Annotated in this window: 21 protein-coding genes and 2 pseudogenes; 5 read left to right on the forward strand and 18 right to left on the reverse strand. The window is 73.8% G+C overall.

Annotation, left to right across the window (positions count from 1 at the left end; translation table 11 throughout):
• Positions 1-118: 118 nt before the first annotated feature.
• The 3 genes from ACFWW8_RS35380 to ACFWW8_RS35390 form a co-directional block, all read right to left on the reverse strand.
• A complete protein-coding gene (locus tag ACFWW8_RS35380) occupies positions 119-421 on the reverse strand; it encodes a zf-TFIIB domain-containing protein (protein ID WP_386536156.1) in 303 nt (100 codons plus the stop codon).
• Between the two features lie 67 nt (positions 422-488).
• Positions 489-1,424 carry a phosphotransferase gene (locus ACFWW8_RS35385; protein WP_386536205.1) on the reverse strand — a complete coding sequence of 312 codons (936 nt, stop codon included), beginning with the start codon at positions 1,422-1,424 and terminating at the stop codon, positions 489-491.
• A 394-nt stretch (positions 1,425-1,818) separates the two neighbouring features.
• Complete coding sequence (locus tag ACFWW8_RS35390; protein WP_125597167.1) at positions 1,819-2,004, reverse strand: hypothetical protein; 186 nt, start codon at positions 2,002-2,004, stop codon at positions 1,819-1,821.
• A 550-nt stretch (positions 2,005-2,554) separates the two neighbouring features.
• Between ACFWW8_RS35390 and ACFWW8_RS35395 the strand changes: the two are divergent.
• Positions 2,555-3,764 (forward strand): annotated as a pseudogene (locus tag ACFWW8_RS35395) (serine/threonine-protein kinase); the annotation flags it as partial.
• Here ACFWW8_RS35395 and ACFWW8_RS35400 read toward each other — a convergent pair.
• From ACFWW8_RS35400 to ACFWW8_RS35440, 9 genes and pseudogenes are all read right to left on the reverse strand, one after another.
• The gene (locus tag ACFWW8_RS35400) at positions 3,756-4,574 is read right to left on the reverse strand and encodes a TrmH family RNA methyltransferase (RefSeq protein ID WP_386536159.1); all 819 of its coding nucleotides are present in this window, start codon (positions 4,572-4,574) and stop codon (positions 3,756-3,758) included. The pseudogene ACFWW8_RS35395 and the gene ACFWW8_RS35400 sit on opposite strands and share 9 nt — an antisense overlap.
• A gap of 42 nt (positions 4,575-4,616) precedes the next feature.
• A complete protein-coding gene (gene cobA, locus ACFWW8_RS35405) occupies positions 4,617-5,960 on the reverse strand; it encodes a uroporphyrinogen-III C-methyltransferase (protein WP_386536161.1) in 1,344 nt (447 codons plus the stop codon).
• A 722-nt stretch (positions 5,961-6,682) separates the two neighbouring features.
• Positions 6,683-10,051: a nicotinate-nucleotide--dimethylbenzimidazole phosphoribosyltransferase gene (cobT, locus tag ACFWW8_RS35410; protein WP_386536163.1), complete on the reverse strand. Its 3,369-nt coding sequence runs from the start codon at positions 10,049-10,051 to the stop codon at positions 6,683-6,685.
• Between the two features lie 274 nt (positions 10,052-10,325).
• Positions 10,326-11,540, reverse strand: a complete 1,215-nt coding sequence (cbiE, locus tag ACFWW8_RS35415; RefSeq protein ID WP_386536165.1) for a precorrin-6y C5,15-methyltransferase (decarboxylating) subunit CbiE — start codon at positions 11,538-11,540, stop codon at positions 10,326-10,328.
• Between the two features lie 96 nt (positions 11,541-11,636).
• Positions 11,637-12,326, reverse strand: coding sequence for a GNAT family N-acetyltransferase (locus ACFWW8_RS35420; RefSeq protein ID WP_386536168.1), 690 nt, complete (start codon positions 12,324-12,326; stop codon positions 11,637-11,639).
• A gap of 194 nt (positions 12,327-12,520) precedes the next feature.
• Complete coding sequence (locus ACFWW8_RS35425) at positions 12,521-13,384, reverse strand: MetQ/NlpA family ABC transporter substrate-binding protein (protein WP_386536169.1); 864 nt, start codon at positions 13,382-13,384, stop codon at positions 12,521-12,523.
• Between the two features lie 115 nt (positions 13,385-13,499).
• On the reverse strand, positions 13,500-14,168 hold the full coding sequence (locus ACFWW8_RS35430) for a methionine ABC transporter permease (protein WP_386536172.1): 669 nt from the start codon (positions 14,166-14,168) through the stop codon (positions 13,500-13,502).
• A complete protein-coding gene (locus tag ACFWW8_RS35435; RefSeq protein WP_386536175.1) occupies positions 14,165-15,238 on the reverse strand; it encodes a methionine ABC transporter ATP-binding protein in 1,074 nt (357 codons plus the stop codon). Before ACFWW8_RS35435 ends, ACFWW8_RS35430 begins: the two co-directional genes overlap by 4 nt.
• Positions 15,239-15,620: 382 nt before the next feature.
• A pseudogene (locus ACFWW8_RS35440) lies at positions 15,621-15,880 on the reverse strand (HAD-IA family hydrolase); the annotation flags it as partial.
• 117 nt (positions 15,881-15,997) lie between these two features.
• Between ACFWW8_RS35440 and ACFWW8_RS35445 the strand changes: the two are divergent.
• Both ACFWW8_RS35445 and ACFWW8_RS35450 read left to right on the forward strand, forming a co-directional pair.
• Positions 15,998-16,366: a hypothetical protein gene (locus ACFWW8_RS35445; RefSeq protein ID WP_267722743.1), complete on the forward strand. Its 369-nt coding sequence runs from the start codon at positions 15,998-16,000 to the stop codon at positions 16,364-16,366.
• A complete protein-coding gene (locus ACFWW8_RS35450) occupies positions 16,359-16,772 on the forward strand; it encodes a hypothetical protein (protein WP_386536179.1) in 414 nt (137 codons plus the stop codon). The genes ACFWW8_RS35445 and ACFWW8_RS35450 overlap by 8 nt, the downstream gene beginning before the upstream one ends.
• Positions 16,773-16,822: 50 nt before the next feature.
• Here the strand turns inward: ACFWW8_RS35450 and ACFWW8_RS35455 are convergent, their stop codons facing one another.
• The 3 genes from ACFWW8_RS35455 to ACFWW8_RS35465 all read right to left on the reverse strand — a co-directional run bounded on the left by ACFWW8_RS35455 (position 16,823) and on the right by ACFWW8_RS35465 (position 19,218).
• The gene (locus ACFWW8_RS35455; protein WP_386536182.1) at positions 16,823-17,329 is read right to left on the reverse strand and encodes a GNAT family N-acetyltransferase; all 507 of its coding nucleotides are present in this window, start codon (positions 17,327-17,329) and stop codon (positions 16,823-16,825) included.
• 37 nt (positions 17,330-17,366) lie between these two features.
• On the reverse strand, positions 17,367-17,981 hold the full coding sequence (locus ACFWW8_RS35460; RefSeq protein ID WP_386536185.1) for a sigma-70 family RNA polymerase sigma factor: 615 nt from the start codon (positions 17,979-17,981) through the stop codon (positions 17,367-17,369).
• 73 nt (positions 17,982-18,054) lie between these two features.
• Positions 18,055-19,218, reverse strand: a complete 1,164-nt coding sequence (locus ACFWW8_RS35465; protein ID WP_386536188.1) for a glycerophosphodiester phosphodiesterase — start codon at positions 19,216-19,218, stop codon at positions 18,055-18,057.
• Between the two features lie 307 nt (positions 19,219-19,525).
• Here ACFWW8_RS35465 and ACFWW8_RS35470 point away from each other — a divergent pair, with 307 nt between their 5' ends.
• On the forward strand, positions 19,526-20,155 hold the full coding sequence (locus ACFWW8_RS35470; RefSeq protein WP_386536191.1) for a lysophospholipid acyltransferase family protein: 630 nt from the start codon (positions 19,526-19,528) through the stop codon (positions 20,153-20,155).
• A gap of 25 nt (positions 20,156-20,180) precedes the next feature.
• On the opposite strand, the gene ACFWW8_RS35475 is transcribed toward ACFWW8_RS35470, so the two are convergent.
• The 3 genes from ACFWW8_RS35475 to ACFWW8_RS35485 form a co-directional block, all read right to left on the reverse strand.
• Positions 20,181-21,656 carry a membrane-associated oxidoreductase gene (locus tag ACFWW8_RS35475; RefSeq protein WP_386536194.1) on the reverse strand — a complete coding sequence of 492 codons (1,476 nt, stop codon included), beginning with the start codon at positions 21,654-21,656 and terminating at the stop codon, positions 20,181-20,183.
• A gap of 77 nt (positions 21,657-21,733) precedes the next feature.
• Complete coding sequence (locus tag ACFWW8_RS35480; RefSeq protein ID WP_386536197.1) at positions 21,734-23,278, reverse strand: MFS transporter; 1,545 nt, start codon at positions 23,276-23,278, stop codon at positions 21,734-21,736.
• Complete coding sequence (locus ACFWW8_RS35485) at positions 23,278-23,826, reverse strand: TetR/AcrR family transcriptional regulator (protein WP_386536200.1); 549 nt, start codon at positions 23,824-23,826, stop codon at positions 23,278-23,280. Before ACFWW8_RS35485 ends, ACFWW8_RS35480 begins: the two co-directional genes overlap by 1 nt.
• 89 nt (positions 23,827-23,915) lie before the next feature.
• Here ACFWW8_RS35485 and ACFWW8_RS35490 point away from each other — a divergent pair, with 89 nt between their 5' ends.
• Entirely contained in the window at positions 23,916-24,443 is a 528-nt protein-coding gene (locus ACFWW8_RS35490) for an HAD domain-containing protein (RefSeq protein WP_386536202.1), read from the forward strand.
• The last annotated feature ends 144 nt before the right edge of the window (positions 24,444-24,587 follow it).

A 24,587-nucleotide genomic window follows, 5' to 3' on the forward strand; every position in this document is an offset into this window, starting at 1 on the left:
AGCGGGAGAGCGCTTCCCTGACACGGAAGAGGTCACTGGTTCAATCCCAGTATCGCGCACCACCGGGAAGCCCCGGCCGTTTCGACGGCCGGGGCTTTCGCGTGCTCGGGCTCCCCCGTCAGGAGGAGAAGAGCATCCGGCCGAAGCCGCCCTTGTGGCGGCCGTGGTGGCCGTGACCGCCGTGCTGCGGCGCGCCCCAGGCGGGGGCCGGGGCGGCGTGCTGGCCCGGGTAGGGGGCGGGCGGCGGGGGCGGCGGTGCCTGGCCGTACGGGGCCTGGGCCGTGTACTGGGACTCCAGTCGGGTCAGTGCCTCCAGCTCGCCGTAGTCGAGGAAGATGCCGCGGCAGCCGCTGCACTGCTCTATCTGGAGACCGTTGCGGTTGTAGGTGTGCATCATCGCGTGACACTTCGGACACTGCATGACCGGATCAACTCCTCGCCGTCGGACAGCCGCCACCGGATGCATGCCCGGTGACGGGAGACTCACCCTACGGCGGTGCCGCGGACTCCAAGTCGGCCGGGAGGGAGGCCATCCGGTCACAGGCGTCCACCATCAGCCGCTCCACCCCGTCCGGCCCGCGGCGCCCCCGGGCCGCCTTGGCGAGGGCGCGGGCCGCCGTCTGTACGGTCAGCGCCCGGGCGGCGGCGTCGAGTTGCGGCCACGGGTCCGAGCCGGGCGGCCCGGCGGCGGGGCCCCCGGCGGACCGGTAGGCGCCGAGGAAGCGCAGCCAGGGCTCGGGGGCGAGGATCCCGGCGGCGTACCAGGCGGCGGGGCGGGCGAGGTCCCAGGCGGGGTCGCCGAGGCCGAGGTCGTCCACGTCGATCAGCAGCCAGGGCCCCTCCGGGGCGGGGTACCGGACCAGTTGGCCGAGGTGCAGGTCACCATGGCACAGCACCCCGCCGGGCGGCGGCGGGGCCTCGCCCCGTGCCCAGGCGGGCAGGGTCCGGGCGGCGGCCCGTACGGCGGCCGCGTCCGCCGCGAGACCGGCCGGAGCCCGCGGCGGGCACGCGGCGGGCAGGCTGCGCAGGGCGCGGGCGAGTTTGGCCGGGCCGCGCATCGGCGGGACCGGGACCGGAAGGGCCCCGAGGGGGGTCCGGTGCAGGGCGGCGAGGAGACGGCCGGCCTCCTCCCAGGGCGCGTCCCCGGGCCGCTCCGGGTCCACGGGGGCGCCGTACGGCCACTGGGAGGCGGGCCGGCCCCGTACGGAACCGGTCCGCAGCGGGGGCAGCAGCACCCCGGCCAGCGCCCCGGCGCCGGCGAGGCGCACGCGGAGCGCGAGTGCGTCCCGGTCGCTGTCGGCCGCGTGCGCCTTCGCCACGGTGTCCCCGCAGCGCACGACGATCCCGTCGTCCCGGTCGGCGAGGAGGGCGTACGGCTGCGGGGGGCCGCCGCCGCGGGCCCAGGCCGCGAGGTCGGCGGGCAGCGCGGCGGGGAGCCCGGCGGCGCTCACGTCCCGGCCGGCGCGTCGCCGGTGGCCGTCGCGCCCACCGGAACACAGCGGCGGGCGGGCAGCCGGGTGTCGGCGGTACGGAGCATCCGGGTCCCCCTTCTTCCGACTGGAGGATACGGCGGCGGCCGTCGCGGAGGCACGGGGGCGGGGGCGCGAGGGGCGGGGCGGGACGTGCGGACACGGAACGGGAGGAGATGCGAACGCGGGAGATGCGAACGCGGGGCATGAGAAAGGGTGCTGCCCGTCCGGCTCCCCAGCCGTACGGGCAGCACCCTTCACCTGCCGTCCGTCGTCGCGCCCCCGTCCCCACGGGGTTCGACCGGATGATGTCCCGGTCCGGGCCGCTCTCCCGGACCCGGGGCGCCGCTCAGCGCCCCAGCATCACACCCACGGACGACGCCTGCGCCGCCACCTGCTCGAAGCCTCCGAAGAGGAACAGCAGGAGGGCGGCCAGGGGGAGGACCATGGCCGCGGCCACCAGCGGGTGGCGCGTACCGGACTCATGGCCGTTGAACGCGAATGCCTTGCGTCCCTGCCGTGCGATGTCCGCCATGGTCCTCTCCCTGTCGTTTGGCAGCGGCGGGCTCGTGACCTCGGGGGACGAGTACTCCGCCCGCCGCTTGTCTCCACACTAGGCGGGCGGAAGTCCCCTGACCTCATGCCCTCGTACCCATTGGCGGGCCTCCAGGAGGATGACGGGGACTACCCCGTGTACTCCTCTGGGTGGAGACGCGTCACCCCGCGTCGGGGTCTTCCCGGAGGGGGTGACCGGAGGGTAGTGACTTCTCTCACTTACGTCACTCCCTGTTCACACGTGTCCGTCCGCCCGCTCACGCGAAGATCCACTCGGGCACGGTGGACCCGTGGGTTCACCGAACCGGGTCGAACCGCCCGCGGGCGCCCCAAGGCCCGTGCCGCGAGGGCGGTTTGGGGCTGCGCGCGGACGCGGTCCGGTAACCCGGAAGCGGTACTGAAAGACCCTCAAGTGTGTGGTGGCGCACTGACGATCGAATCCCGCGGCGAGGGCGCGGCCTCTGAGCGAGCATGCCGGATGGTCCGTAAGCTGTGCCACGTCAACAGGACGACCGGTCAGCGGGGTGGACATGGCGATGATGCGGCTCCGGCGCGAGGACCCGCGTGTCGTCGGCTCGTTCAGACTGCACCGGCGGCTCGGTGCCGGCGGCATGGGCGTGGTCTACCTGGGATCGGACCGGCGCGGTCAACGCGTCGCCCTCAAGGTCATCCGGCCGGACCTGGCCGAGGACCAGGAGTTCCGTTCGCGGTTCGCCCGTGAGGTCTCCGCGGCCCGGCGCATTCGGGGTGGCTGTACCGCGCGCCTGGTCGCCGCGGACCTGGAGGCCGAGCGGCCCTGGTTCGCCACGCAGTACGTTCCCGGGCCGTCCCTCCACGACAAGGTCGCCGAGGAGGGCCCCCTCACGGCCGTGCAGATCGCGGCCATCGGCGCAGCGCTCTCCGAGGGACTGGTCGCCGTGCACGAGGCCGGGGTCGTCCACCGGGACCTCAAGCCGTCGAACATCCTCCTCTCCCCCAAGGGCCCGCGGATCATCGACTTCGGGATCGCCTGGGCCACCGGGGCGAGCACCCTCACCCACGTGGGCACCGCTGTCGGCTCCCCCGGGTTCCTCGCGCCCGAGCAGGTGCGGGGCGCCGCCGTCACCCCCGCGACGGACGTGTTCGCGCTCGGCGCCACCCTGGCCTACGCCGCGACCGCCGACTCGCCTTTCGGGCACGGCAGTTCCGAGGTCATGCTGTACCGCGTCGTGCACGAGGAGCCCCACCTGGTGGGCGTCCCGGACGCGCTCGCGCCCCTCGTGCAGGCCTGCCTGGCCAAGGACCCCGAGGAGCGGCCGAGCACGCTGCAGCTGTCGATGCGGCTCAAGGAGATCGCCGCCCGCGAGGCGCAGGGGCTGCCCGACGGACGGCCCCCGACGCAGCGCGGCCGTGCGGAGCAGCCCACCGGCCGCCTCACCGAGACCCCGTACGCCGAGCAGCGCACGGAGCGCCGTACCGGCGGCTCCACCACGCCGCGGGCCCGGGGCGGGCCGCAGTCGCGCCCGTCGTCCTCGCGCAACCCGGGCGGTCCGTCCTCCCGGCCGACCTCGGGGCGTACGGGCGGCCGTCCGGCCCCGCGGACGACGGGGGCGGGACGGCGGCCGTCGCGACCCGACCCGAAGCTGATGCGGCAGCGGCTGATCGTGTTCGTCGTGGTGACCCTGATCGTGGCGCTCGGCATCGCGCTGGCGCAGAAGCTGTAGCGCGCCCGCCCGGCCGGCGCCGGTGGGGTCAGGCGTCCTTGCGGCCCTGGGCCACCGCGTAGAAGGCGACGGCGGCGGCCGCGCCGACGTTCAGCGAGTCGACGCCGTGCGCCATGGGGATGCGTACCCACTCGTCGGCCGCGACGAGGGCCTGCGTGGACAGGCCGTCGCCCTCGGCGCCCAGCATCAGCGCGACCCGGTCCAGGGACTGCGGGGCGGCCACGTCGATGGGCGACGCCTTCTGGTGCGGGGTGAGGGCCAGCAGCCTGAAGCCCGCCTCGCGGACGGAGTCCAGGCTCTTGGGCCAGGCGTCCAGGCGGGCGTACGGCACGGAGAACACCGCGCCCATGGAGACCTTCACGGAGCGCCGGTAGAGCGGGTCGGCGCAGTCGGGCGACAGCAGGACCGCGTCCATGCCGAGGGCGGCGGCGCTGCGGAAGATGGCCCCGATGTTGGTGTGGTCGTTGACGGCTTCCATGACGACCACGCGGCGGGCGGTGGTGAGCAGTTCCGCGGCCGTGGGCAGCGGCTTGCGCTGCATGGAGGCCAGGGCGCCGCGGTGCACGTGGTAGCCGGTGACGCGCTCGGCGAGCTCGGGGCTGACGGCGTAGACCGGCGCCGGGAGTTCGTCGATGACGTCGCGCATGACGTCGACCCACTTGGCCGAGAGGAGCATGGAGCGCATCTCGTAGCCGGCGTCCTTGGCGCGTCTGATGACCTTCTCGCCCTCGGCGATGAAGAGCCCTTCTGCGGGCTCGCGCCTGCGCCGGAGTTCGACGTCGGTCAGGCCGGTGTAGTCGCGCAGGCGCGGGTCGTCGGGGTCCTCGACGGTGATGAGATCAGCCACAGGGTGATACTGCCTTGTCCTGGGTGCGGTGCCAACGGCCTGTCAGGCGCCGGTGGTGGGGGCGGGCGTGGTTCCGGCAGCCCCTGGAGTCCCGGTGGCACCGGCGCTTCCGGTGGCCCCGGCGCTTCCCGTGGTCCCGGTGTCACCGGCGGCTCCGGTGGTCCCGGTGTCTCCGGTGCTTCCGACGCGGACCACCTCGCCGACGACGATGACCGCGGGCGGGCGGACCCCCTCGGCACGCACCGTCTCGCCGACGGTGGCCAAGGTGGCGTCGACGCGGCGCTGGGCGGCGGTCGTGCCCTCCTGGACGACCGCGACCGGGGTGTCGGCGGAGCGGCCGTTCCGGACGAGGGCCTCGGCGATCAGGCCGATCTTGTCGACGCCCATGAGGATCACCAGGGTGCCGGTGAGCTTGGCGAGGGAGGCCCAGTCCACCAGGGAGCGCGGGTCGTCGGGGCCGACGTGGCCGCTGACCACGGTGAACTCGTGGGCGACGCCCCGGTGGGTGACCGGGATGCCGGCGGCGCCGGGCACGGAGATGGAGCTGGAGATGCCGGGGACGACGGTGCAGGCGATGCCGGCCTCGGCGAGGGCCTGGAGCTCCTCCATGCCGCGGCCGAAGACGTACGGGTCCCCGCCCTTGAGCCGGACCACGGCCTTACCGGCCTTGGCGTGCTCGATCAGGGCGTTGTTGATGGCCTCCTGCGCCATGAACCGGCCGTACGGGATCTTCGCGGCGTCGATGACCTCGACGTGCGGGGGCAGCTCGTCGAGCAGGTCGCGGGGGCCGAGCCGGTCGGCGATGACGACGTCGGCCTCGGCGAGGAGGCGGCGGCCGCGCACGGTGATCAGGTCGGGGTCGCCGGGGCCGCCCCCGACGAGGGAGACGCCGGGGGCGGGCGTGTGCCGGTGCCCGCGGGCGGCGAGCGTTCCCTCGCGGAGGCCCTCGACGATCGCGTCGCGGAGCGCGGCGGAGCGGCGGGGGTCGTTGCCGGTGAGCACGGCGACGGTGACGCCTTCGGTGCGCCCGGTGGCGGGGGTCCAGGCCGTGGCGGCGGAGGCGTCGTCGGCGCGCACGCACCAGACCCGCTCGCGCTCGGCCTCGGCGGAGGCGCGCTCGTTGTCCTCGCGGTTCTGCGTGGCGATGAGGGCGTACCAGGCTCCGGCGAGGTCGCCGTCCTGGTAGCGGCGGCGCTCCCAGCGGATCTCGCCGGTCTCGGCCATGGCGTCCACGGAGGGGGTCGCGGACGGCGAGATCAGCAGGACGTCGGCGCCCGCCGCGATGAGCGCGGGAAGGCGGCGCTGGGCGACCTGGCCGCCGCCGATGACGACGACGCGGCGGCCGGCCAGGCGGAGACCTACGGGGTAGGCGGGGGTGTCGGCCATGGCGGTTGCGGCTCCTGGTGCGGCGGTGAATCAGCTGGGCCGCTGCTGCGCTGGAGCGGCTGGGACGTGCGGTTTCGGGTGTCCGGGTCCACGATACGACCCGCCGGGCGGGCGGGTCGGGCGGGGCCCGGGGTGGGGCGGTGCGGTGGCGCGGCGGCGACCGGTCGGGCGGGGCGGGTTCGGGCCGCGGTTCGGCCGGGCGGGGCTGCCGGGCGGGGCTGCCGGGCGGGGCTGCGGTGGATGCCGGTGGGTCGGGGTTGGGGGGTGGGGTGCCGGGGCCGGGCTCCGGGTCGGGGCGGGGGTGGGGGCGGTGCCCCTCCGGGGTGTCTCCTCGGCTCGCGAACCTGAACCGGACCCGTTTGCCGGTCGGCGGTGCGTTCGCTCGGCCTGCGGGGACACCCCGCAGTGTCCCCGCCCGGGAGCCGACGACCCCCGAGAGCCCCGGGCTGACCCGCTGTCCGGGTGGGGCCGGGGAGCCTGTTCTGGTCCCGTCCCGGCCTGCGGTGGGCTTGAGGCCTGGGGCCGGTCCCGGGGACGCCTCGGGGCTGCCCGGCTCGTGGTCGGCGGCCGGGGCTCGGCGTGCCCGGGTACGTCCGCTGAGGACCGGGAGGCCGATGCTCGGCTTCTGACGCCCGGGGCCCGGCCCCCGGGCGTCGTCAGGGGTCGTGCGGCCGGCCGGGGCAGCCCCTGGGTCTACTCCGGGGCTGCCCTTCTGGGCGGGGCTACTTTTCGGTTACTCCTGCCGAGTCGAACGTGGCGACCTCGTGCATCGCGCGGGCCGCGCTCTGGACCAGCGGGAGGGACAGCAGGGCGCCGGTGCCCTCGCCGAGGCGGAGGTCCAGGTCGATCAGGGGGCGCAGGCCGAGCGTGTTCAGGGCCGCCACGTGGCCCGGTTCGGCGCTGCGGTGGCCGGCGATGCAGGCCGACAGGGACTCGGGGGCGATGGCGCGGGCCACCAGGGCGGCCGCTCCGGCGCTGACGCCGTCCAGGATGACCGGCGTACGCAGGGAGGCGCCGCCGAGGAGGAGTCCGACGATCGCCGCGTGCTCCAGGCCGCCGATGGCCGCCAGGACGCCGATCGGGTCCGCCGGGTCGGGCTGGTGGAGCTCCAGGGCGCGGCGGACGACCTCGACCTTGCGGGCGTGGGTCTCGTCGTTGATGCCCGTGCCGCGGCCGGTGACCTCCAGCGGGTCGACCCCGGTGAAGACGGAGATCAGCGCTGCCGACACCGTGGTGTTCGCGATGCCCATCTCGCCGGTGAGCAGGGCCTTGTTGCCCGCCGCGACCAGGTCACGGGCCGTCTCGATGCCGACCTCGATGGCGGCGACGGCTTCCTCGCGGGTCATCGCCGGGCCGGTGGAGAGGTCCGCCGTGCCCGCGCGGACCTTGCGGGGCAGGAGGCCGGGCGTGGCCGGAAGGTCGCCCGCGACGCCCACGTCGATCACGCAGACCTCGGCACCGACCTGGTTGGCGAACGCGTTGCAGACCGCGCCGCCCCCGAGGAAGTTGGCCACCATCTGGGTGGTGACCTCCTGCGGCCAGGGGGTGACGCCCTGGGCGTGGACGCCGTGGTCGCCGGCGAAGATCGCGACGGCTGCGGGCTCCGGGATCGGCGGCGGGCAGACCCGCGAAAGGCCGGACAGCTGGGCGGAGATGATTTCGAGCATGCCCAGGGCCCCGGCGGGCTTGGTCATGCGCTTCTGCCGCTCCCAGGCCTCGCCGAGCGCCTTGGCGTCGAGGGGGCGGATGCTGGCGACCGTCTCGGAGAGCAGGTCGTGCGGCTCCTCGCCGGGCAGGGCTCGGCGGCCGTACGTCTCCTCGTGGACGACCCAGGAGAGCGGGCGGCGCTGGGACCAGCCGGCCTGCGCCAGCTCGGGCTCCTCCGGGAACTCGTCGACGTAGCCGACGCACAGGTACGCGACGACTTCCAGGTGGTCCGGGAGGCCGAGCTCGCGGACCATCTCGCGCTCGTCGAAGAAGCTGACCCAGCCGACGCCGAGGCCCTCGGCGCGGGCGGCGAGCCACAGGTTCTCGACCGCGAGGGCGGAGGAGTACGGGGCCATCTGCGGCTGGGTGTGCCGGCCGAGGGTGTGGCGGCCGCCGCGGGTCGGGTCGGCGGTGACCACGATGTTCACGGGGGTGTCGAGGATGGCCTCGATCTTCAGTTCCTTGAACTGCTTGGCCCGTCCCTTGGGCAGCGACTTCGCGTAGGCCTCGCGCTGGCGCTCGGCGAGCTCGTGCATCGTCCGGCGGGTCTCGGCGGAGCGGATGACGACGAAGTCCCAGGGCTGGGAGTGGCCGACGCTGGGCGCGGTGTGGGCCGCCTCCAGAACGCGGAGCAGCACCTCGTGCGGGATGGGGTCGGTGCGGAAGCCCTTGCGGATGTCGCGGCGTTCGCGCATCACGCGCAGGACGGCCTCGCGCTCGGCGTCGGCGTAGCCGGGGGCGGCTTCGCCGGCCTGCTCGCGCACCGGGTGATCGTCGGCGGCCGGTGCGGCTGCGGCCGGCTCGGCGGACAGGAGCGGCTCGGGAGCGGCCTCCTGTCCGGGCAGGCCCGCGGCGGGCTCGGCCGGGGGCTCCGGGGCGGCGACCGCTTCGGGCACGGTCCCGTCGGCGGGGTCCGTCTCGGCGGCGGCGGGGGTCTCGGGAACGGCGGCCTGCTCCGGCGCGGGCTCGGTACCGGCGGCCTGCGGCTCGGCTCCGGCCGGGGACACCGGTACCGCGGCAAGCTCGGGTACGGCATCGGGCTCGGGTACGGCGACGGGCTCGGGTACGGCGACGGGTTCCGCGGCGGCTTCGAAAGCCGCTTCCGGAGCGGCTTCCGGCGTCGCCGCGGGCTCGGCCGGGGGTGCCTCGAACGCGACCGGCTCCGCGGGGGCGGGCGCGTCGGCGGCCGCGGCGGGCGCCTCGGGCTCCGCCGGCGCGGGGGCCGGGTCCGCGGGGCCGGGCTCGGCGAGGGCCTCGACGGCCTCCGGGGCCACGGGCGCCTCGGGGGTCCGGACCACCGTGTCTGCGGGGGCCGGCAGCGGCTCGGCCGCGGGGGCTTCGGCGGCGGGCTCGGCGGCCACCGGCTCGACCGGGGCCGCCCCGGGCACGGGGGCACCGGCCGGGAGCGGCTGCTCCGGGGCGGCCGCCGCGAGCGGCTCCGCCTCCGGCACGGCGGCGGGCTCGGGCTGGGGCTCGGCGGCCGCGGGGGCCTCGGCGGCCTCAACGGCGGCCTCGGCCGGGTCCGCGACCGGCTCCTCCGGCGCGGGGACCGGCTCCGGCGCGGCGGCGGGCTCCGGCGCCCAGGCGGCACCGGCCTGCGGCGGGATCTCGCCCGGCTGCGGGGCGGGCGGCACGGCGGCCTCCGCACGCGGGGCGTCCAGGTACTCGGGACCCGTGGTCGGCGGTCCGGACTGATGGGCGGGGGCCGGCACGGACGGGGTGCTCAGCAAGGAGACGGCCGGCGCGACGGCCGGGGCGACGGGCGCCGGGGCGGCGGCGGGGCCCCGGTCCGCGAGGGACCGTACGACGCCGCCGGTGGCCTCCGGCACGGGCGGGCCCATGTGCAGCGGGCGGCGGAGCGGAGCCGCGGGGGCCGCCTGCGCGACGGGCTCCGCCGGGGCCTGGCCGACGAGCCCTCCGAGGTCGAGCGCCCCGGAGTCACGGCCGCCCGTCTCGTGGGCGCCGGCGCGGTAGGAGGTGTCGGGGAACCCGGGCTGCTCCGGGAGGCCGGAGGGGTCGGGGAACGCCGACTGGTCGGGGAAGACCGGCTGCGGGAAGTCCGTGTACGCGGCGGGCTCGGCGTACGCGGCCGGAGCGCCCGGGTAGGCGGACTCGGTGCCGTAGGGCGCGTCCGCGTACGGGGCCGGGGCGGGGAAGACGGGCGCGGGCGGGACGACCTGGGGGTCGCTCCAGGCGCCCTGGCCGCTCGGCATCAGCAGCAGTTCCTCGTCCTCCGGCCCGGCCGGGTCGTCCACGAGGTCCTGGAAGGCGTAGCCGGGGGGAAGCGGCGCCGGGATCCGGACCGGAGCGGGGATGCCTGGCTGATCCACCATGCCCGCGTTGTCCGGGAGACCCTCGCCCGGGACCTGGCCGGTGTCAGTCATGCGTACCCCTCGCCCATCGGTGTTGCCTCTTCGATCGCCCGGTCGCCCACGAGGCCGACGGGCGGAGTTGCCGTGCGGGTCGCCGTCCGGCGCGTCCGCCTCACGCACGCCCCGGCGACAACCACTAAGCATTGTCGCGCCCGTTCGCCACCGTGGCGGCCATTACCGCCGCGGTCCGTTGTGGACTGCGCCACGTCGCGCGTTCCGGCGGTGTCGCGGTGCCCGAATCGTCCTGGGCGGTACGACGATCGGCCAGCCTACCCCGGGGCCCGTCTCAGCGGGTCACAGGGCGTTGTGCGGACAGCAGGAAGACCACGGAACGCTCCTGTTCGGCCCAGGTGTGGGGGTCCAGGCCCACCGACTGGAGCAGGGCGCACTCGACGGCGTAGCCGTGTTCGGTGAGCGCCCGGCCGATGGCCTCCGCCTCGTCGCGGGTGGAGGCGTGGGCGACGATCCGTTCGGGGCGGCGGTCGGCGACCGCGCGGACGACCTCGGCGCCGCCCCCGCCGACGCGGACGACGTCGGGCTCGGGCAGGTCCTCCAGTACGTACGGCGCGCGCCCGGCCACGACCTGGAGCTGTACGCTCCGGTCGCGCGCGGCCGCGGCAAGCCGGGAGCACGCGTCGGGATCGGCGTCCACCGCGATGACGGCGGCGCCGAGGGCGGCGGCGTCCAGGGCGACGCTCCCGGAGCCCGTGCCGATGTCCCAGACGAGGTCGCCGGGGCGCGGGCCGAGCCGGGCGAGTTGGGCCGCGCGCAGCTGCGCGGTCTCGCCCTCCCGGGTGTCGGCGCGGGGGCGGGCCCAACCGCGGTCTGCGCTCTGGGCGGCGGACTGGGCGGCGCTCTGGCCGAACAGCCAGCCGGAGTCGGCGGCCGCGGCCTGTCCGGCGCCGCCGATGACGATGACGACGTTCGGGTCGCGCCAGGTGTGGTCCGCGGCCTTGTCGGAGGTCAGGACGCTGACCTGTTCCCGGTCGGTGCCCAGTTCCTCGCAGACGACGAAGGTGCGGTGGATACCGCCGAGGAGCAGGGCGAGTTCGGCGGGTCCGGCGCCGGGTGAGGTCAGGACGGCGACCTTGCCGTGCGCGCGGCAGACGTTGACGGCGCGGCGCAGGGTGCGGGGGTGGGCGACGACGACCTGGGCGTCGTCCCAGGGCATGCCGGCGCGGGCGAAGGCGGCGGCGACGGCGGAGACCGCCGGGACCACCTCGACCTCCAGGCCGTGCTCCGGGGCGCGCAGGGTGCGTACGACGCCGAAGAAGCCGGGGTCGCCGTCGGCGAACACGACGGCGGTGCCGCGGTGGCCGGCGATGCGGCGGGCGGCGAGGCCGAGGCTGCCGAGGCGGACGCGCTCGGCGGTGGGCGGGACCTCGGGGAGGTCGAGGTGGTGCGGGGCGCCGGCCACGAGCGTGGCGGCGGAGAGCGCGGACCGGGCTGCCGCGGTCAGGGGCGAGCCGTCCCAGCCGATCACCGTGACCCGGTCGGCCATCTTCGTCAGTCTCCTGGTGTGGGGGCAGGGGAAGCTTCGTCGGGGGGGAGCGGGCACGGTGAGACTACCTGGTCATCGCGTGGGCACCGGGTCGGGTCAGTGCCAGTCGGCGCCGACGGCGTAGCCGTTCGCGTCGGCCCGCTGCCCGAAGACGGTGCCGCCGGCGTAGGCGTCGTACCCGTCGTAGCCCTCGTAGTCGTCCGTGTCGTCGAGGTCCTCGGGGACGAGGCTCCACACGATGAGGTCGGTGCGGGTGTCGGTCCAGGTGCCGTCGGCGGTCTGGGTGCGCACTATCCACGCGTTGCGCAGGACGCCCTCGCTGATGCAGCCGATCTTCTGGGCGACCTGCTGGGAGGCGGTGTTGCCGGCGGCGGTGCGCAGTTCGAGGCGCTCGAAGCCCTGGTCGCGGAACAGCCACTGGGCGACGGCGAGCACGGACTCGCTGGCGTAGCCCTCGCCGCGGGCCCAGGGTGCGGTGAGGTAGCCGACCTCGGTGGCGCGGGTGCGCCAGTTGGTGTTCTGGAGGTGGACGATGCCGACGAGGCGGTGAGTGAGGAACTCGGTGACGGCGAGGACGATGCCGCGGCCCTCGGTGCGTTCGGCGTGGGACTGGCGAGTGGCCCAGGCGCGTGCGTCGGCGAGGGTGTAGGGGTGGGGCGCGGAGGTCCAGGCGGTGATCTGCTCGTCGTTCATCATCTCGGCGAGCGCGGTGACGTCCTCTTCCTCGAAGGAGCGCAGCACCAGCCGGTCCGTGCTGATGGTGACGTCCGGGAAGGTGGTAGTCATGCGCAGCTCCAAGCCTGGGACCGTGGTGCGACCGTGGTGCGGTACGACCCCGTGCGGGACCGTTGGTGACGGACCGTCGTACGGGTCGTAGCCCACAGCATGCAGCATCGCCCGGGGGAAGTGCAGGGCCGGGGTTGCCCGGAAGCGGGCACGGCTCGGCCCCGCGCGCCGCCGGGCGCGCGGGGCCGGGAGGGTCAGGCCTGAGGGGTGCCGAAGGCCGGGGTGACCGAGCCCTGGTACTTCTCCTCGATGAACTTCTTGACGTCGTCGGAGTTGAGGAGCTTGGCGAGCTTCTGGATCCGGGCGTCGTTCTGGTTGCCGTCCTTGACCGCGAGGAAGTTGGCGTAGGGGTTGCCCTCGGCCTTCTCCAGGATCAGCGCGTCCTTGGCGGGCGACAGGTCGGCCTCGATGGCGTAGTTGCCGTTGATGACGGCGGCGTCCACGTCGTTCAGGGCGCGCGGGACCGTGGCGGCCTCCAGCTCCTTGAACTCCAGGCCCTTCTTGTCGGTGATGTCGGACAGCTTGGCGCTGGTGCCGACGCCTTCCTTGAGGGTGATCAGGTTGTTGGCCGCGAGGAGCTGGAGCGCGCGGCCCTCGTTGGTGGTGTCGTTGGGGACGGCGATGGTCTGGCCGGGCTTGATGTCCGTGACGGCCTTGGCCTTCTTGGAGTACAGGCCGAGGGGCTCCAGGTGCACGTTCACGACGGGCACGATGTGCGTGCCGTTCTTCTTGTTGAAGTCGTCGAGGTACGGCTTGTGCTGGAAGTAGTTGCCGTCGACCTGGCCCTGCTCGGTGGCGGTGTTCGGCAGGACGTAGTCCGTGAACTCCTTGACCTCGAGCTTCAGGCCCTCCTTCGCCGCGAGCTTGTCCTTCACGAAGTTCAGGATGTCGGCGTGCGGGCTCGGGGAGGCCGCGATGACGAGCGGCTTGCTCTCGTCGGTCTTGCCGCCCTCGGCCTTGGTGGAGGACGGGTCCGAGGAGCTGCCGCAGGCGGTGAGGCCGAGGGCGAGCGCGGAGGTGGCGGCGGCGAGGGCGGTGAGCTTGACGTTCTTACGCACGAAGAGTGCCTTTCTTGCTGAACAAGTCCCGAAGACTTGCTGGTGGTGGCCCAAGCACGACAAGTGCGGGCGTTCTGGGGGGTGGGAAAGTCGGTGGGGCCGGGCCGGGGGGCCGTCAGGCGGTCCGGCCGCGGCGGGCCAGCAGGCGGACCACGCCGTCGCCGATCAGCTGGATCACGGTGACGAGGGCGATCAGGACGACGACGGTGGCGACCATGAAGCCGGTCTCGAAGCGCTGGAAGCCGTAGGTGATGGCCTTGGAGCCAAGCCCTTCGCCGCCGACCGCGCCCGCCATGGCGGAGTAGCCGACCAGCGTGATGACGGTGGTGGTGACGCCGGCGACCAGGGAGGGCAGGGCCTGCGGGAGCAGAACCTTGCCGACCATGGTGGGGACGGAGCCGCCCATGGACTCGACGGCCTCGATCAGGCCGTGGTCCACCTCGCGGACGGACGTCTCGACGAGTCGGGCGAAGAAGGGGATGGCGCCGATGGCGAGCGGGACGATCATGGCGGTGGGGCCGATGAAGGTGCCGACGACCGCCGTGGTGACCGGGATGAGGAAGATCAGCAGGATGATGAACGGCAGCGAGCGGCCGATGTTCACGATGACCCCGAGGACCTTGTTGAGCGGCTGGTTCTGCAGCAGTCCGCCCTTGTCGGTGAGGACCAGGAGGATGCCGAGGGGCAGTCCGCCGAGGACGGTCACCAGAGTGGACCACAGCACCATGTAGAGGGTGTCGTACGTGCCCTGGGTGAGCAGGGGCTGCATCTCGGACCAGGTCACTTGGCACCATCCTTGACCAGTGCGGCGATCTCGGAGTCGAGCTCCGCGTCGATGTCGGCGTCTGCCCCGGCGTCGACGACGTCGACCTGGAGCCCCTGCTCGCGCAGGAAGCCCACCGGCACGACGTTGTCCTCGTAGCGGCCGGGCAGCTCGATGCGCATGCGGCCGATCTGCCGGCCGGCGACGGTGTCCATCGCGGCGCCGAGGATCGAGATGTCGATGTTGTACGTCCGCGACAGCTGGGAGATGACCGGCTGCGCGGCGGCCTCGCCGTGGAAGGTGACGTCGACGACCGTGCGGTCGGGGCCGGTCGCGGCGCCGGTGACCGGGAAGAGCTCGCCCGCGAGCTCGGAGCCGGGGGTGGCGAGCAGTTCGGAGACGGTGCCGGACTCGATGACGCGGCCGTTCTTCATGAGGGCGGCCGAGTCGCAGACGGACTTGACCACGTCCATCTCGTGCGTGATGAGCAGGACGGTCAGGCCGAGCTGCTGGTTGAGGTCGCGCAGGAGCTGGAGGATCGAGCGGGTGGTCTCGGGGTCCAGCGCGCTGGTGGCCTCGTCCGACAGCAGCACCTTGGGGTCGCCGGCCAGGGCGCGGGCGATGCCGACGCGCTGCTTCTGGCCGCCGGAGAGCTGGCCGGGGTAGGCCTTGGCCTTGTCGGCGAGGCCGACCAGGGCGAGGAGTTCGAGGGCCTTGCGGGAGCGTTCGCGGCCGGAGACGCCGAGGATCTCCAGGGGCAGTTCGATGTTGCCCTGGACGGTGCGCGAGGACAGCAGGTTGAAGTGCTGGAAGACCATGCCGATCCGGCTGCGGGCCTCGCGCAGCTCCTTGGAGGCGCGGCGGCCGCGGCCGGCGAGGGCGGTCAGGTCGACTCCGTCGACGCTGACGGTGCCGGTGGTGGGGCGCTCCAGCAGGTTCACGCAGCGGATCAGGGAGGACTTGCCGGCGCCGCTCTGGCCGATGACTCCGTAGACCTCGCCCTCACGGACGTGGAGGTCGACGCCGTCCAGGGCGGTGACCTCGCGGCCACGGGACTGGTAGACCTTCGTGAGGCCCGATGTGGTGATCACAGGATTTCCGTCGCTGTCGAGTGCACGGCGCAGCGGGGTGCCGGGCACGGGGCAAACATCTGGGGGACGCGATACGGGTCGGACCGTCAGAAAACGATCATGTCGACTCGCGCGTGGGGCAGGAGCGGTCCCCGCTGTGGGAAGCGGTGGCGGAGCGGCTCAGCCGGTCTCGCTTCGGGGCGCGAGGTGCGGTGGGGGGCCCTCAGAAGGCGCGCATTCGACACATACAACGAGCACCGGGCGTCATCGTCGCCTCGGTCGCAAGGGTGCGGCTGCTCGTCGTGGTCATGGGTTCAAGTAAAGCAGACCTCTCCCGTGACCGATCAATGCCGTCCGGTATCCGGACGCCTTTCGACCACATACCGGACTACAGCGGTCAGCGTCAGCCGTCTGTCCCGACGGTGAGAACCGCGGCGCCGACCTGCACGGACACGGCCACGGGTCCCCTGCGACCACGTCCGCGTCGAGCTCCGCCGCGGGGCGCGTTGTGGTCAAGGCCACGGTCCGCATTCCGGCCGCCCTTCCGGCCTCGCGACCGGCGGGGGCGTCCTCGAAGACCACGCACCGGGGCGGGTCCGCGCCCAGGCCGCCGGCGGGAAAGGTCTCCGGGTCGGGCTTCCCGCGGGTGACCTGGGCGGCAGCCGAGCGTGCCGTCGTTGTCGAGCAGGAGGGCGTCGGCGTGGAGGTTCATGCCGTCCAGCACAGCGCGGGCCCAGGGGTGCGCGCATCGGGTCTTTCGGCCCGTAATACCCTCGCTGCATGCTCGACGCCCTGACGGTCGCCATCGGTGTGGCCGCACTCGCCCTCGCCGCCTGGTGCGGCCACGCCGCCTGGCGGGACCAGCCCACCAAGGACTGGCACTTCATCGGCATGGCCGTGGTGACCGCGCTGGTCCTGGCCCAGCTGGTGGTCGGGCTGGTGAAGCTGGCCGGCGGCGGCGAGCCCGACGAGGGCACGGTGATCTTCGTGGCCTACCTGCTGGGCGCCTTCGCGACGGTCCCGGCCGCCGGGATGCTCTCGCTGACCGAGCGCACGAAATGGGGCTCGGTGACGGTGGCCGCGGGTGCGCTGGTCCTCGCCGTGCTCGAGGTACGGCTCTACGACATCTGGGGAACGACCGGTGCCTGACACGACGACCGACACGCCGGCCGGCCGCAGGCGGCTCGTCTCGGGGCCCGGGTTGCTGCTGGTCTGGCTGTACGGGGTGATGGTGGTCGGCGCCGTCTCCCGGTCCGCCTACCAGATCTCCACCGAGTTCGACCGGGCGCCGCTGGCGTACGCGCTGTCCGGCGTCGCCGCGCTGGCGTACGCGTTCATCACCTACTCGCTCGTGCGCGGCGGGGAGCGGGCCCGCCGGGCCGCGCTGGTCTGCTGCGCGGCCGAGCTGGCCGGCGTACTGGCGGTGGGGACCTGGACCCTGGTCCGGCCGGAGGCCTTCCCCGACACGACGGTGTGGTCGCAGTTCGGGATGGGCTACCTGTTCATCCCGGTGATCCTGCCGATCACCGGGATGCTCTGGCTGCGCAGGCGCTGACGCACGGGCCGGCGCTCTGAACCGCCGCCCGGCACGATCCGAAGGGACGCCTAGGCGCTGACCGCGAAGTCGGCGGCGTCCTTGGCTTCCTTCTCCAGTATCACCAGCTGGACCCCGTCGGACGCGGTGCGGCCGCCGACCCGGGTGTAGCCCGCCTTGCGGTAGAGCCGCAGGTTGGACTCGCTCCGGTGCCCGGTGTGCAGGCGGAAGCGGACGGTGCCGCCGCCGCCGGCGAGGGCCTCCTCGACGGCGCGCAGCAGGCGGGCGCCGAGGCCGTGGCCCTGGAGCCGCGGGTGGACGCACAGCTTGGTGATCTTGCCGGTGCCGTCCTCGTCGACGCTGCCGCGGACGGAGCCGACGACCTCGTCGCCGAGCCGGGCCACCAGGACCGTGTCCGCGGCGAGCTCCCCCTTGAGGGAGTCCAGGGACTGGGTGAGCGGCTGGATGAGGTAGTTGCCGTACAGCTCGGCCTCGCGCTGGAAGGCCAGGTACTGCAGTTTGAAGATCTGCTCAGCGTCCTCGGCGGCCGCCGCCGAAATGGTCACGCTCATGCCCATGTGCGCATGCCTCCCGCTCACCTGGTAGCCCGTCGGTCTACCGCTCCTTTCCCCGCAGGCCAGGAGCCGCAACCTCTGCAGCCAGCATTCTGCGCAGACATCCCAGGCAACGGGAACGGACGGGCCCCAAACTTCCTTGTGAGATACCCAACTCTCCTGCGATTTCACGGTAAGTGAGGTCTCGGGGCGAGAGAAGTGCCTGCATGAGTTCCGGACAGCGTCCCGGCAGCCGGGCCACCGCCGACCGCAGGGCCCGGTTCGACTCGCCGTGCAGGAGCGCGTTCTCCGGCTCCGCTCCCCGGCCCGCTGCCGCTCCGGCCGCGGGCCCGGACGGCGGGCCGCCGTCCCCCGAGCGGCGGCGCCTGCCCTCGGCGACGGGGCGGCGCCGGTCGTTCGGGTCGTACGGAACCTCCCGGCGGACGCGGCGGCGGGCCAGGCGGGCCTCGGCGCGTACCGCCCGGCGCAGCCAGCGCGCGGGCTCGGCCGGGTCGGTGGGGTCGGGGGCGCGGCGGCCGCTCTCCAACAGCCTGACCCAGACGGCTTGTTCCAGGTCGGCCGCGTCGACTCCGGTGCCCGGTGCCTCCGCGGCCGCTTCGGCGGAGAGCAGCGGTCCGAGGTTCTCGAGGAGGTCGGCCTTCATCAGCAGGTCCATGCCGGGCGGGACGAGCGGGCCGGGCCCGGCGGTTTCCGCGCCGGGCCCGGGCCACCCGTTCGAGCGGTAGCGGTCAGCGGTTGACGGGCCGCCGGCCCGGACGGAAGTCCTCGGCGGCGAGCAGACCGGTGTCCGGGTTGTCGGTGAAGATGCCGTCGATGCCCTGCTCGAAGTACGTGCGGAACGCGCCGAAGGCGTCGCCGTAGGCGGCCGGATCGGTGCCCTTGCGGTATTCGGCCGGCAGGAAGCTGTTCTCGTTGCGCACGGTGTAGGGGTGCAGGAGGAGTCCGCGGGCGTGGGCGTCCCGGACCAGGGTGGTGGGGGCGCCGAGCCGGCCGGACGCGTCGCGCGGGAGGATCAGGTCCATGGTCGGGCCGATGCCCTGGGCGAAGCCGGCGATCCACTTCAGCCCGGCGGGCGTGACCAGGTCGGCGACCGTACGGGGGTCCTTCGCCAGTTCGAAGTCCCAGGGGCGGGTGTGCGCGGCGGAGAGCAGCACCACGCGCGGGGCGGAGACCAGCCGGGAGAGCCGCTGGATGCTGGACGGTTCGAAGGACTGGAGGAACAGCGCGGCGTCGCGGCCGTCGCGTCCGTGACGGCGCAGCAGCTTCGCGAGGGGCTCCTCCAGGCCGAGGCCGAGGCTCCGGAAGTAGCTGGGGTGCTTGGTCTCGGCGTGCAGCCATACCCGCTTGCCGCGCCGCCTGCCCTCGCGGTCGGCCCAGCGCAGCACCTCGTCGAAGGTGGGCACGGCCCAGCGGCCGTCGTAGAGGGTGTTGCGCTGGCGGACGGCGGGGATGCGTTCCTTGGCCCGCAGCGTCTTCAGCTCGGCGAGGGTGAAGTCCTCGGTGAACCACCCGGTGACGGAGACCCCGTCGACGGACTTGGTGGTGCGCCGGGAGGCGAACCCGGGGTGGTCGGCGATGTCGGTGGTACCGCCGATCTCGTTCTCGTGACGGCACACGAGGTGGCCGTCGCGGGTCGGGACGAGGTCCTGCTCGATGACGTCGGCGCCGAGGTCGAGGGCGAGCTGGTAGGAGCCGATGGTGTGCTCGGGGCGGTAGCCGCTGGCGCCCCGGTGGCCGATCACCGTCGGTACGGGGAGGTCCCGGTATCCGCCGTCGCCGCGGTCCGCCTCCGCCGCCGCCGCGGTTCCCGCCGGGATGCCCGCCGCGGCCGCGCCCGCCGCCAGGACGGCCGCTCCCAGGACCGTGCGCCGTGCTGCCCCACGCTGCGTCATGCGTGCCACTCCCCGTCGTAAAAGGGCCGCGGGTCCCGGGATCTCTGGTGTCGCGCGGCCCCCGATCGGCGTGCCGATGGTAGGCAGGGGGTGGTGGCCGGCGGACGTGTGCGGAGGGAACATGGCGGAAACGCGCGTCAACACTGCGTATCCGACGCGTGAACCCGATGTGCGATCAGAGCCGACCCGCGAGTATCGTCCTCACCTGCACTACCGCCGTGTGGTGGCGTGTGCGAACCCGCTTTTCGATGCCGGAGGGCCCACGTTGTTCCGTACCGCGCTCATCAAAGCCACTGTCGGACCGGTCATGCGCATGATGTTCCGCACCCGTGTGGAGGGCATCGAGAACATCCCCGGGACCGGGCCGGTGATTCTGGCGGGCAACCACCTCACCTTCATCGACTCGATGATCCTGCCGCTGGTGTGCGACCGCACGGTCCACTTCATCGGCAAGGACGAGTACGTGACGGGCAAGGGGGTCAAGGGCCGCCTCATGGCGTGGTTCTTCACCGGCTCCGGGATGATCCCCGTCGACCGCGACGGCGCCAACGGCGGGGTCGCGGCCCTGATGACCGGTCGCCGCGTCCTCGAAGAGGGCAAGGTCTTCGGCATCTACCCCGAGGGCACCCGCTCCCCCGACGGCCGCCTGTACCGCGGCCGCACCGGCATCGCCCGGCTGACGCTGATGACCGGCGCCCCCGTGGTCCCGTTCGCCATGATCGGTACCGACAAGCTCCAGCCCGGCGGCGCCGGCATGCCGCGGCCGGGACGCGTCACGGTCCGCTTCGGCGAGCCGATGGAGTTCTCCCGCTACGAGGGCATGGACCGCGACCGGTACGTGCTGCGCGCCGTCACCGACTCGGTGATGGCCGAGGTCATGCGCCTCTCGGGCCAGGAGTACGTCGACATGTACGCCACCAAGGCGAAGGCCGCCTGAGGCCGGGCCGGGCCGCGGGCCCGGCCTACTGCCGCTGGAGGGACCGGCTGACGCCCGCCGCCGTCGTGGTGGCGAGGATCCAGCCGGTCACGATCAGCAGGTACGACAGCCACTGGTGCCAGCCGCTCGGCGCGTACGCGGACTCCTGTCCGAAGCCGACGATCGGCAGCATCAGGTCGAGCGTGTAGAACACCGGGTTGAAGTCCGGCGCCTCCCCCGCCTTGAGGGGCCTCGGCGGACCGGTCCAGTAGGCGACGACCCCGGTGGCCAGCAGCGCCAGCAGCCAGCCCGCCGCGCGCATCGGCCGGAACCCGTAGCCCACCGTGACGTCCTGGAGCAGGCCCCAGGCGCGGGCGTGCCGGGGCAGGGTGCGGCGGTGCCGGCGCAGCTTGGCGAGCTGGACGGTGCGGGCGGCGGCCTCGTCGCCCGCCGTGCGGTACGCCGCGGCGAGCTGTTCGTAGGCGTACGGGAGGTAGCCCGCCTCCTCGCGTTCCAGAGCGGGCAGCCGTTCCTCGGCGGGGAGGTGCGGGGCCAGGGTCCGGTAGGTGAGTCCGTCGATGCGGATCTCCTGCGGCCAGGTCTCGGGGGGCATGTGCAGCCGGTCGAACTGGGAGCGCCGCAGGTTCAGGCCGCCCTGGATGGTCTCGCAGGAGCGCAGCCACACCTCGCCGGCCAGGCAGCTGGAGGCGCGCAGGGCGACGCCACCGGGGTTGAGGAAGCGGGCGTAGGCGAAGTTGAGCTGACCCGGGATGCGGGCACCCGTCAGGTTGACGCGGCCGCGGGCCTCCATCCGCATGGCGCGCAGGTCCGTGCCGACCGTCAGGGTCTCGGCGTGCAGGGCGGTGCCGCCGGGGGCGAGCAGCCGGGCGCCGTCGAGGTTGATCTGGCCGCCGACGGTGGCGCCGTTGATGCGGGTCTCGCCGTGGACGGTGAGGTCCATCGCGATGACGTCGGTTCCGATGTCGGCGTGGTTGAACTGCAGGATCGGTTCCGCGGCCTCGTCCTCGCCGCCCGGGCTGCCGATGACCGCGCGCTGGAGGAAGAGTCCGCCGGCTATCCGGGCGCCGGACAGCCGGACGGGGCCGGTGATCGTGCAGCAGGGCATCCGCAGGACGACGTCGATGCTGACGGAGGTGCCGGTCAGCCCGGGCAGCGCCGAGTCGCTGAGCACCAAGGCCCGCAGCTGGGCCCCGTACACGAGGGGTTTGCGCTCGAACCAGCAGCCGCGCAGCCGGATCGCGTGCTGGACCACGGCGTACTTCAGGTCCAGCTTGCCCGTGATCCGGGCGCCGCGGACGTTGAGTCCGGCGACCAGACCGGGGGTGCTGGGGCCGTTGAGCAGCAGGGCCGTGACCACCTCGGCGCGCACGGTGCGCTCCGGGCCCCAGCCGTCGCCCTCGGCGGCGTCCTCGTCCGGGCCGGTCCGGAAGTCGACGCGTTCGCCGCGCGGGAAGGCGTCCCACACGCGGCGTTCGGCCGGGGTCAGATCGTTGATCTCCATCGCTGGGGATGGTGTCCCGCGGTCCACGAACTGTCAACTGTGTTCAGAGCGGCACCTTTTGGCCGGATCGCACCTGGTCAGTGCTCGATTCCGTCCTGGAGTTCCTGCCCCTTGAGCAGGAACCAGGCGGCCGCGGCGGTGGCCAGCAGGACGGCCGCGCCGACCCCCGAGGCGAGCCGCAGGCCGTCCACGAAGGCCTCCTGGGCCGCGCCCACCATCTGCCCGGCGGTCTGCGGGTCCAGCTGCTTGGCGGCTTCGACGGCTCCGCCGAGGGATTCGTGGGCGGCGTCCGCGACGGGTGCGGGGACGGAGGCGGGGGCCGTGAAGCTCTGGTAGACGCCGGTGACGACGGAGCCGAGCAGGGCGATGCCGAGCGCGGCGCCGAGCTCGTACGCGGTCTCGGAGACGGCGGAGGCGGAGCCGGCCTGCTCCTTGGGGACGCTGGAGAGGATGACGTCGGCGGTGACGGTGAACGAGAGGCCGGCGCCGAGGCCGACGGCCAGCAGGGCCGCGCCGAGCAGCGGGTAGCCGGTGTCCTTGTGGATCACGGTGAGGACGCCCAGGGCCATTCCGATGGCGGCGAGACCGCCGACGACCGTGGAGCGCACCGAGTACCTGCGGGCGTACCGGCCGGCGAGCAGACCGGTGACCACCGCGCCGACGGCGGCGGGCAGCTCCGCCAGGCCCGCCTCCAGCGGGTCGCGTCCCTGGACGAGCTGGAGGAACTGGGAGAGGAAGAAGACGAGTCCGGAAAGGCCGAAAACGGTCAGCAGGTCGGCGAGGACGGCGCCGGAGAAGCCGCGGTGCTTGAAGAGCCGCATGTCGAGCAGCGGGGACGGCAGGCTGAACTGGCGCCGGACGAACGCGTACAGGCACGCGCCGCCGATGACGGCGGCCGCCCAGACGCCCCAGGTCGGGCCGTGGGTGGCGACCTCCTTGACGGCGTAGACCACGCCGATCACGCCGACGAGGGAGAGGACGACGCTGACCAGGTCCCAGGGGCCCGCGACCGGGTTCTTGGACTCGGGCAGCAGCTTGACGCCGACGACCACCAGGACGATCATCACGGGCAGGTTGATGAGGAAGACCGAGCCCCACCAGAAGTGCTGGAGCAGGGCCCCGCCGACGACCGGTCCGACGGCCGCGCCCGCCGAGGCGGCGGCGCCCCAGATGCCGATCGCGAGGCTGCGCTCCCGGGGGTCCTGGAAGATGTTGCGGATCAGCGCGAGGGTGGACGGCATCAGGGTGGCGCCGGCCACGCCGAGCAGGGCCCGGGCGACGATCATCATCTCGGGGCTGGTGGCGTACGCGTTCAGGACGGAGACGGCGCCGAAGGCCGTGGCGCCGACGAGGAGCAGCTTCTTGCGGCCGATGCGGTCGCCGAGGGAGCCCATGGACACGAGCAGGCCGGCGATGACGAAGGAGTAGATGTCGCCGATCCACAGCAGCTGGGTGCCGGACGGCTGGAGGTCCTCGCTGAGGGCCGGGGTCGCGAGCCCGAGCACGGTGGCGTCCACCGCCACCAGCAGGACGGCCAGGACCAGCACGCCGAGCGCCAGCCAGCGTCCGGGGCCCTTTCCTTCCGCCCCCTTGTGCCTGCTCAGCTCTTCGGTTCGGCTCATCACTCCACGCTCCGTCGTGCACCACCGAGCAGCAGCTCGATGATCATGTACTGAAAGTCCTTGGCGGCCACGCGGCCGTCCATCACGGCCCACGCGCAGGTGCCGATGAGCCCGTAAAGGGCCTCGGTGAGCCAGGCGGGGCTCAGGTCGATCCTGATGTCGCCCTCCTGCTGGCCGCGCCGGAAGAGCGCGCCGACGCGGGCGTCCAGGCGGGCCCATCCCTCGTGGATCCCGTCCCCCTCGAACAGCTGGTTCTCGGTGACGAGGAAGGCCAGCAGTTCCGCGTTGGGTTCGGCCTCGGCGACGAGGCGCCGCAGCGCGTCCACCGCCGTGCCCTCGTCGAGGCGGGCGTTGTCGAACGCCACCTCGAACTCCCGGATCCCGAGCTCTTCGAGCGCCAGGACGAGGGCGTCGCGCCCCGCGAAGTGCCGGTGGAGGGTGGCGCGCCCGATCCCGGCGGCGCGCGCGACCTCGTCCATCGTCGCGGTCGACTTGCGGGAGAGCAGGGCCGCCGCGTCGCGGAGCACCTGGTCACGATCCATGGCCATGAGACAACCATAACCCGAATGAGACGCCACTGTCTCATGGGACAGGAAAATGGGCTGCCCCCGGGCCGCCCGGAAGGAATGCTGCCGAGATGAATCCGCCGAACCCGCCCAGGCCGCTCCTGCTGATCGACGTGGACGGGCCGCTGAACCCGTACGCCGCGAAGGCCCAGCGCCGCCCCGAGGGCTACACCACCCACCGGATGCGCCCGACGGGCTGGCGCGAGGCCGAGAGTGCGAAGCCGCTGCGGGTCTGGCTGAACCACGGGCACGGCGCGGAGCTGCGCGCGCTGGCGCGGACGTACGACCTGGTGTGGGCGACGACGTGGAAGGACGAGGCCAACGACTGGATAGGCCCGCACCTGGGGCTGCCCCGGCTGCCCTTCGTCGACTGGCCGGTGATGCACGGGCGCGCCCCGCGCGGGACCTTCTGGAAGACCCAGTACGTCCTCCCGTACGCGGGGACGCGCCCCTTCGCATGGATCGACGACGACATCCGGGCCGCGGACCGCGAGTACGTGGCCATGCACCACCCGGCCCGGGCGCTGCTCCTGCGCGTCGACGAGCAGGTCGGGCTGACCCGTGCCGACTTCGACGCGCTGGCGGACTGGGCGGGGTAAGGGCCGCCGCGGTCCCGGAGCCCGGAACGCCGGAGGGGGGGGGGGGGGGGGGGGGGGGGGGAGAGGACGCGGCGACCGGGACGCGACCACACGAAACATGTAGAGAGAGCCCAACCGGCAGGTCGAGGTGAAGTCGTTGTTTGG

Source organism: Streptomyces sp. NPDC058701 (assembly GCF_042715295.1).
In the GTDB taxonomy this organism is placed as follows: domain Bacteria; phylum Actinomycetota; class Actinomycetes; order Streptomycetales; family Streptomycetaceae; genus Streptomyces.

What these genes read in the sequence shown, in the direction of transcription:
- ACFWW8_RS35445 (WP_267722743.1), top strand. Translation starts at nt 15,998, where the DNA reads ATGCTCGACGCCCTGACGGTCGCCATCGGTGTGGCCGCACTCGCCCTC.
- cbiE (WP_386536165.1), bottom strand. Translation starts at nt 11,540, where the DNA reads ATGGCCGACCGGGTCACGGTGATCGGCTGGGACGGCTCGCCCCTGACC.
- ACFWW8_RS35490 (WP_386536202.1), top strand. Translation starts at nt 23,916, where the DNA reads ATGAATCCGCCGAACCCGCCCAGGCCGCTCCTGCTGATCGACGTGGAC.
- ACFWW8_RS35465 (WP_386536188.1), bottom strand. Translation starts at nt 19,218, where the DNA reads ATGACGCAGCGTGGGGCAGCACGGCGCACGGTCCTGGGAGCGGCCGTC.
- ACFWW8_RS35475 (WP_386536194.1), bottom strand. Translation starts at nt 21,656, where the DNA reads ATGGAGATCAACGATCTGACCCCGGCCGAACGCCGCGTGTGGGACGCC.
- ACFWW8_RS35485 (WP_386536200.1), bottom strand. Translation starts at nt 23,826, where the DNA reads ATGGCCATGGATCGTGACCAGGTGCTCCGCGACGCGGCGGCCCTGCTC.
- ACFWW8_RS35470 (WP_386536191.1), top strand. Translation starts at nt 19,526, where the DNA reads ATGCGCATGATGTTCCGCACCCGTGTGGAGGGCATCGAGAACATCCCC.
- ACFWW8_RS35460 (WP_386536185.1), bottom strand. Translation starts at nt 17,981, where the DNA reads ATGGACCTGCTGATGAAGGCCGACCTCCTCGAGAACCTCGGACCGCTG.
- ACFWW8_RS35380 (WP_386536156.1), bottom strand. Translation starts at nt 421, where the DNA reads ATGCAGTGTCCGAAGTGTCACGCGATGATGCACACCTACAACCGCAAC.
- ACFWW8_RS35480 (WP_386536197.1), bottom strand. Translation starts at nt 23,278, where the DNA reads ATGAGCCGAACCGAAGAGCTGAGCAGGCACAAGGGGGCGGAAGGAAAG.
- ACFWW8_RS35390 (WP_125597167.1), bottom strand. Translation starts at nt 2,004, where the DNA reads ATGGCGGACATCGCACGGCAGGGACGCAAGGCATTCGCGTTCAACGGC.
- ACFWW8_RS35420 (WP_386536168.1), bottom strand. Translation starts at nt 12,326, where the DNA reads ATGACTACCACCTTCCCGGACGTCACCATCAGCACGGACCGGCTGGTG.
- cobT (WP_386536163.1), bottom strand. Translation starts at nt 10,051, where the DNA reads ATGACTGACACCGGCCAGGTCCCGGGCGAGGGTCTCCCGGACAACGCG.
- cobA (WP_386536161.1), bottom strand. Translation starts at nt 5,960, where the DNA reads ATGGCCGACACCCCCGCCTACCCCGTAGGTCTCCGCCTGGCCGGCCGC.
- ACFWW8_RS35455 (WP_386536182.1), bottom strand. Translation starts at nt 17,329, where the DNA reads ATGGGCATGAGCGTGACCATTTCGGCGGCGGCCGCCGAGGACGCTGAG.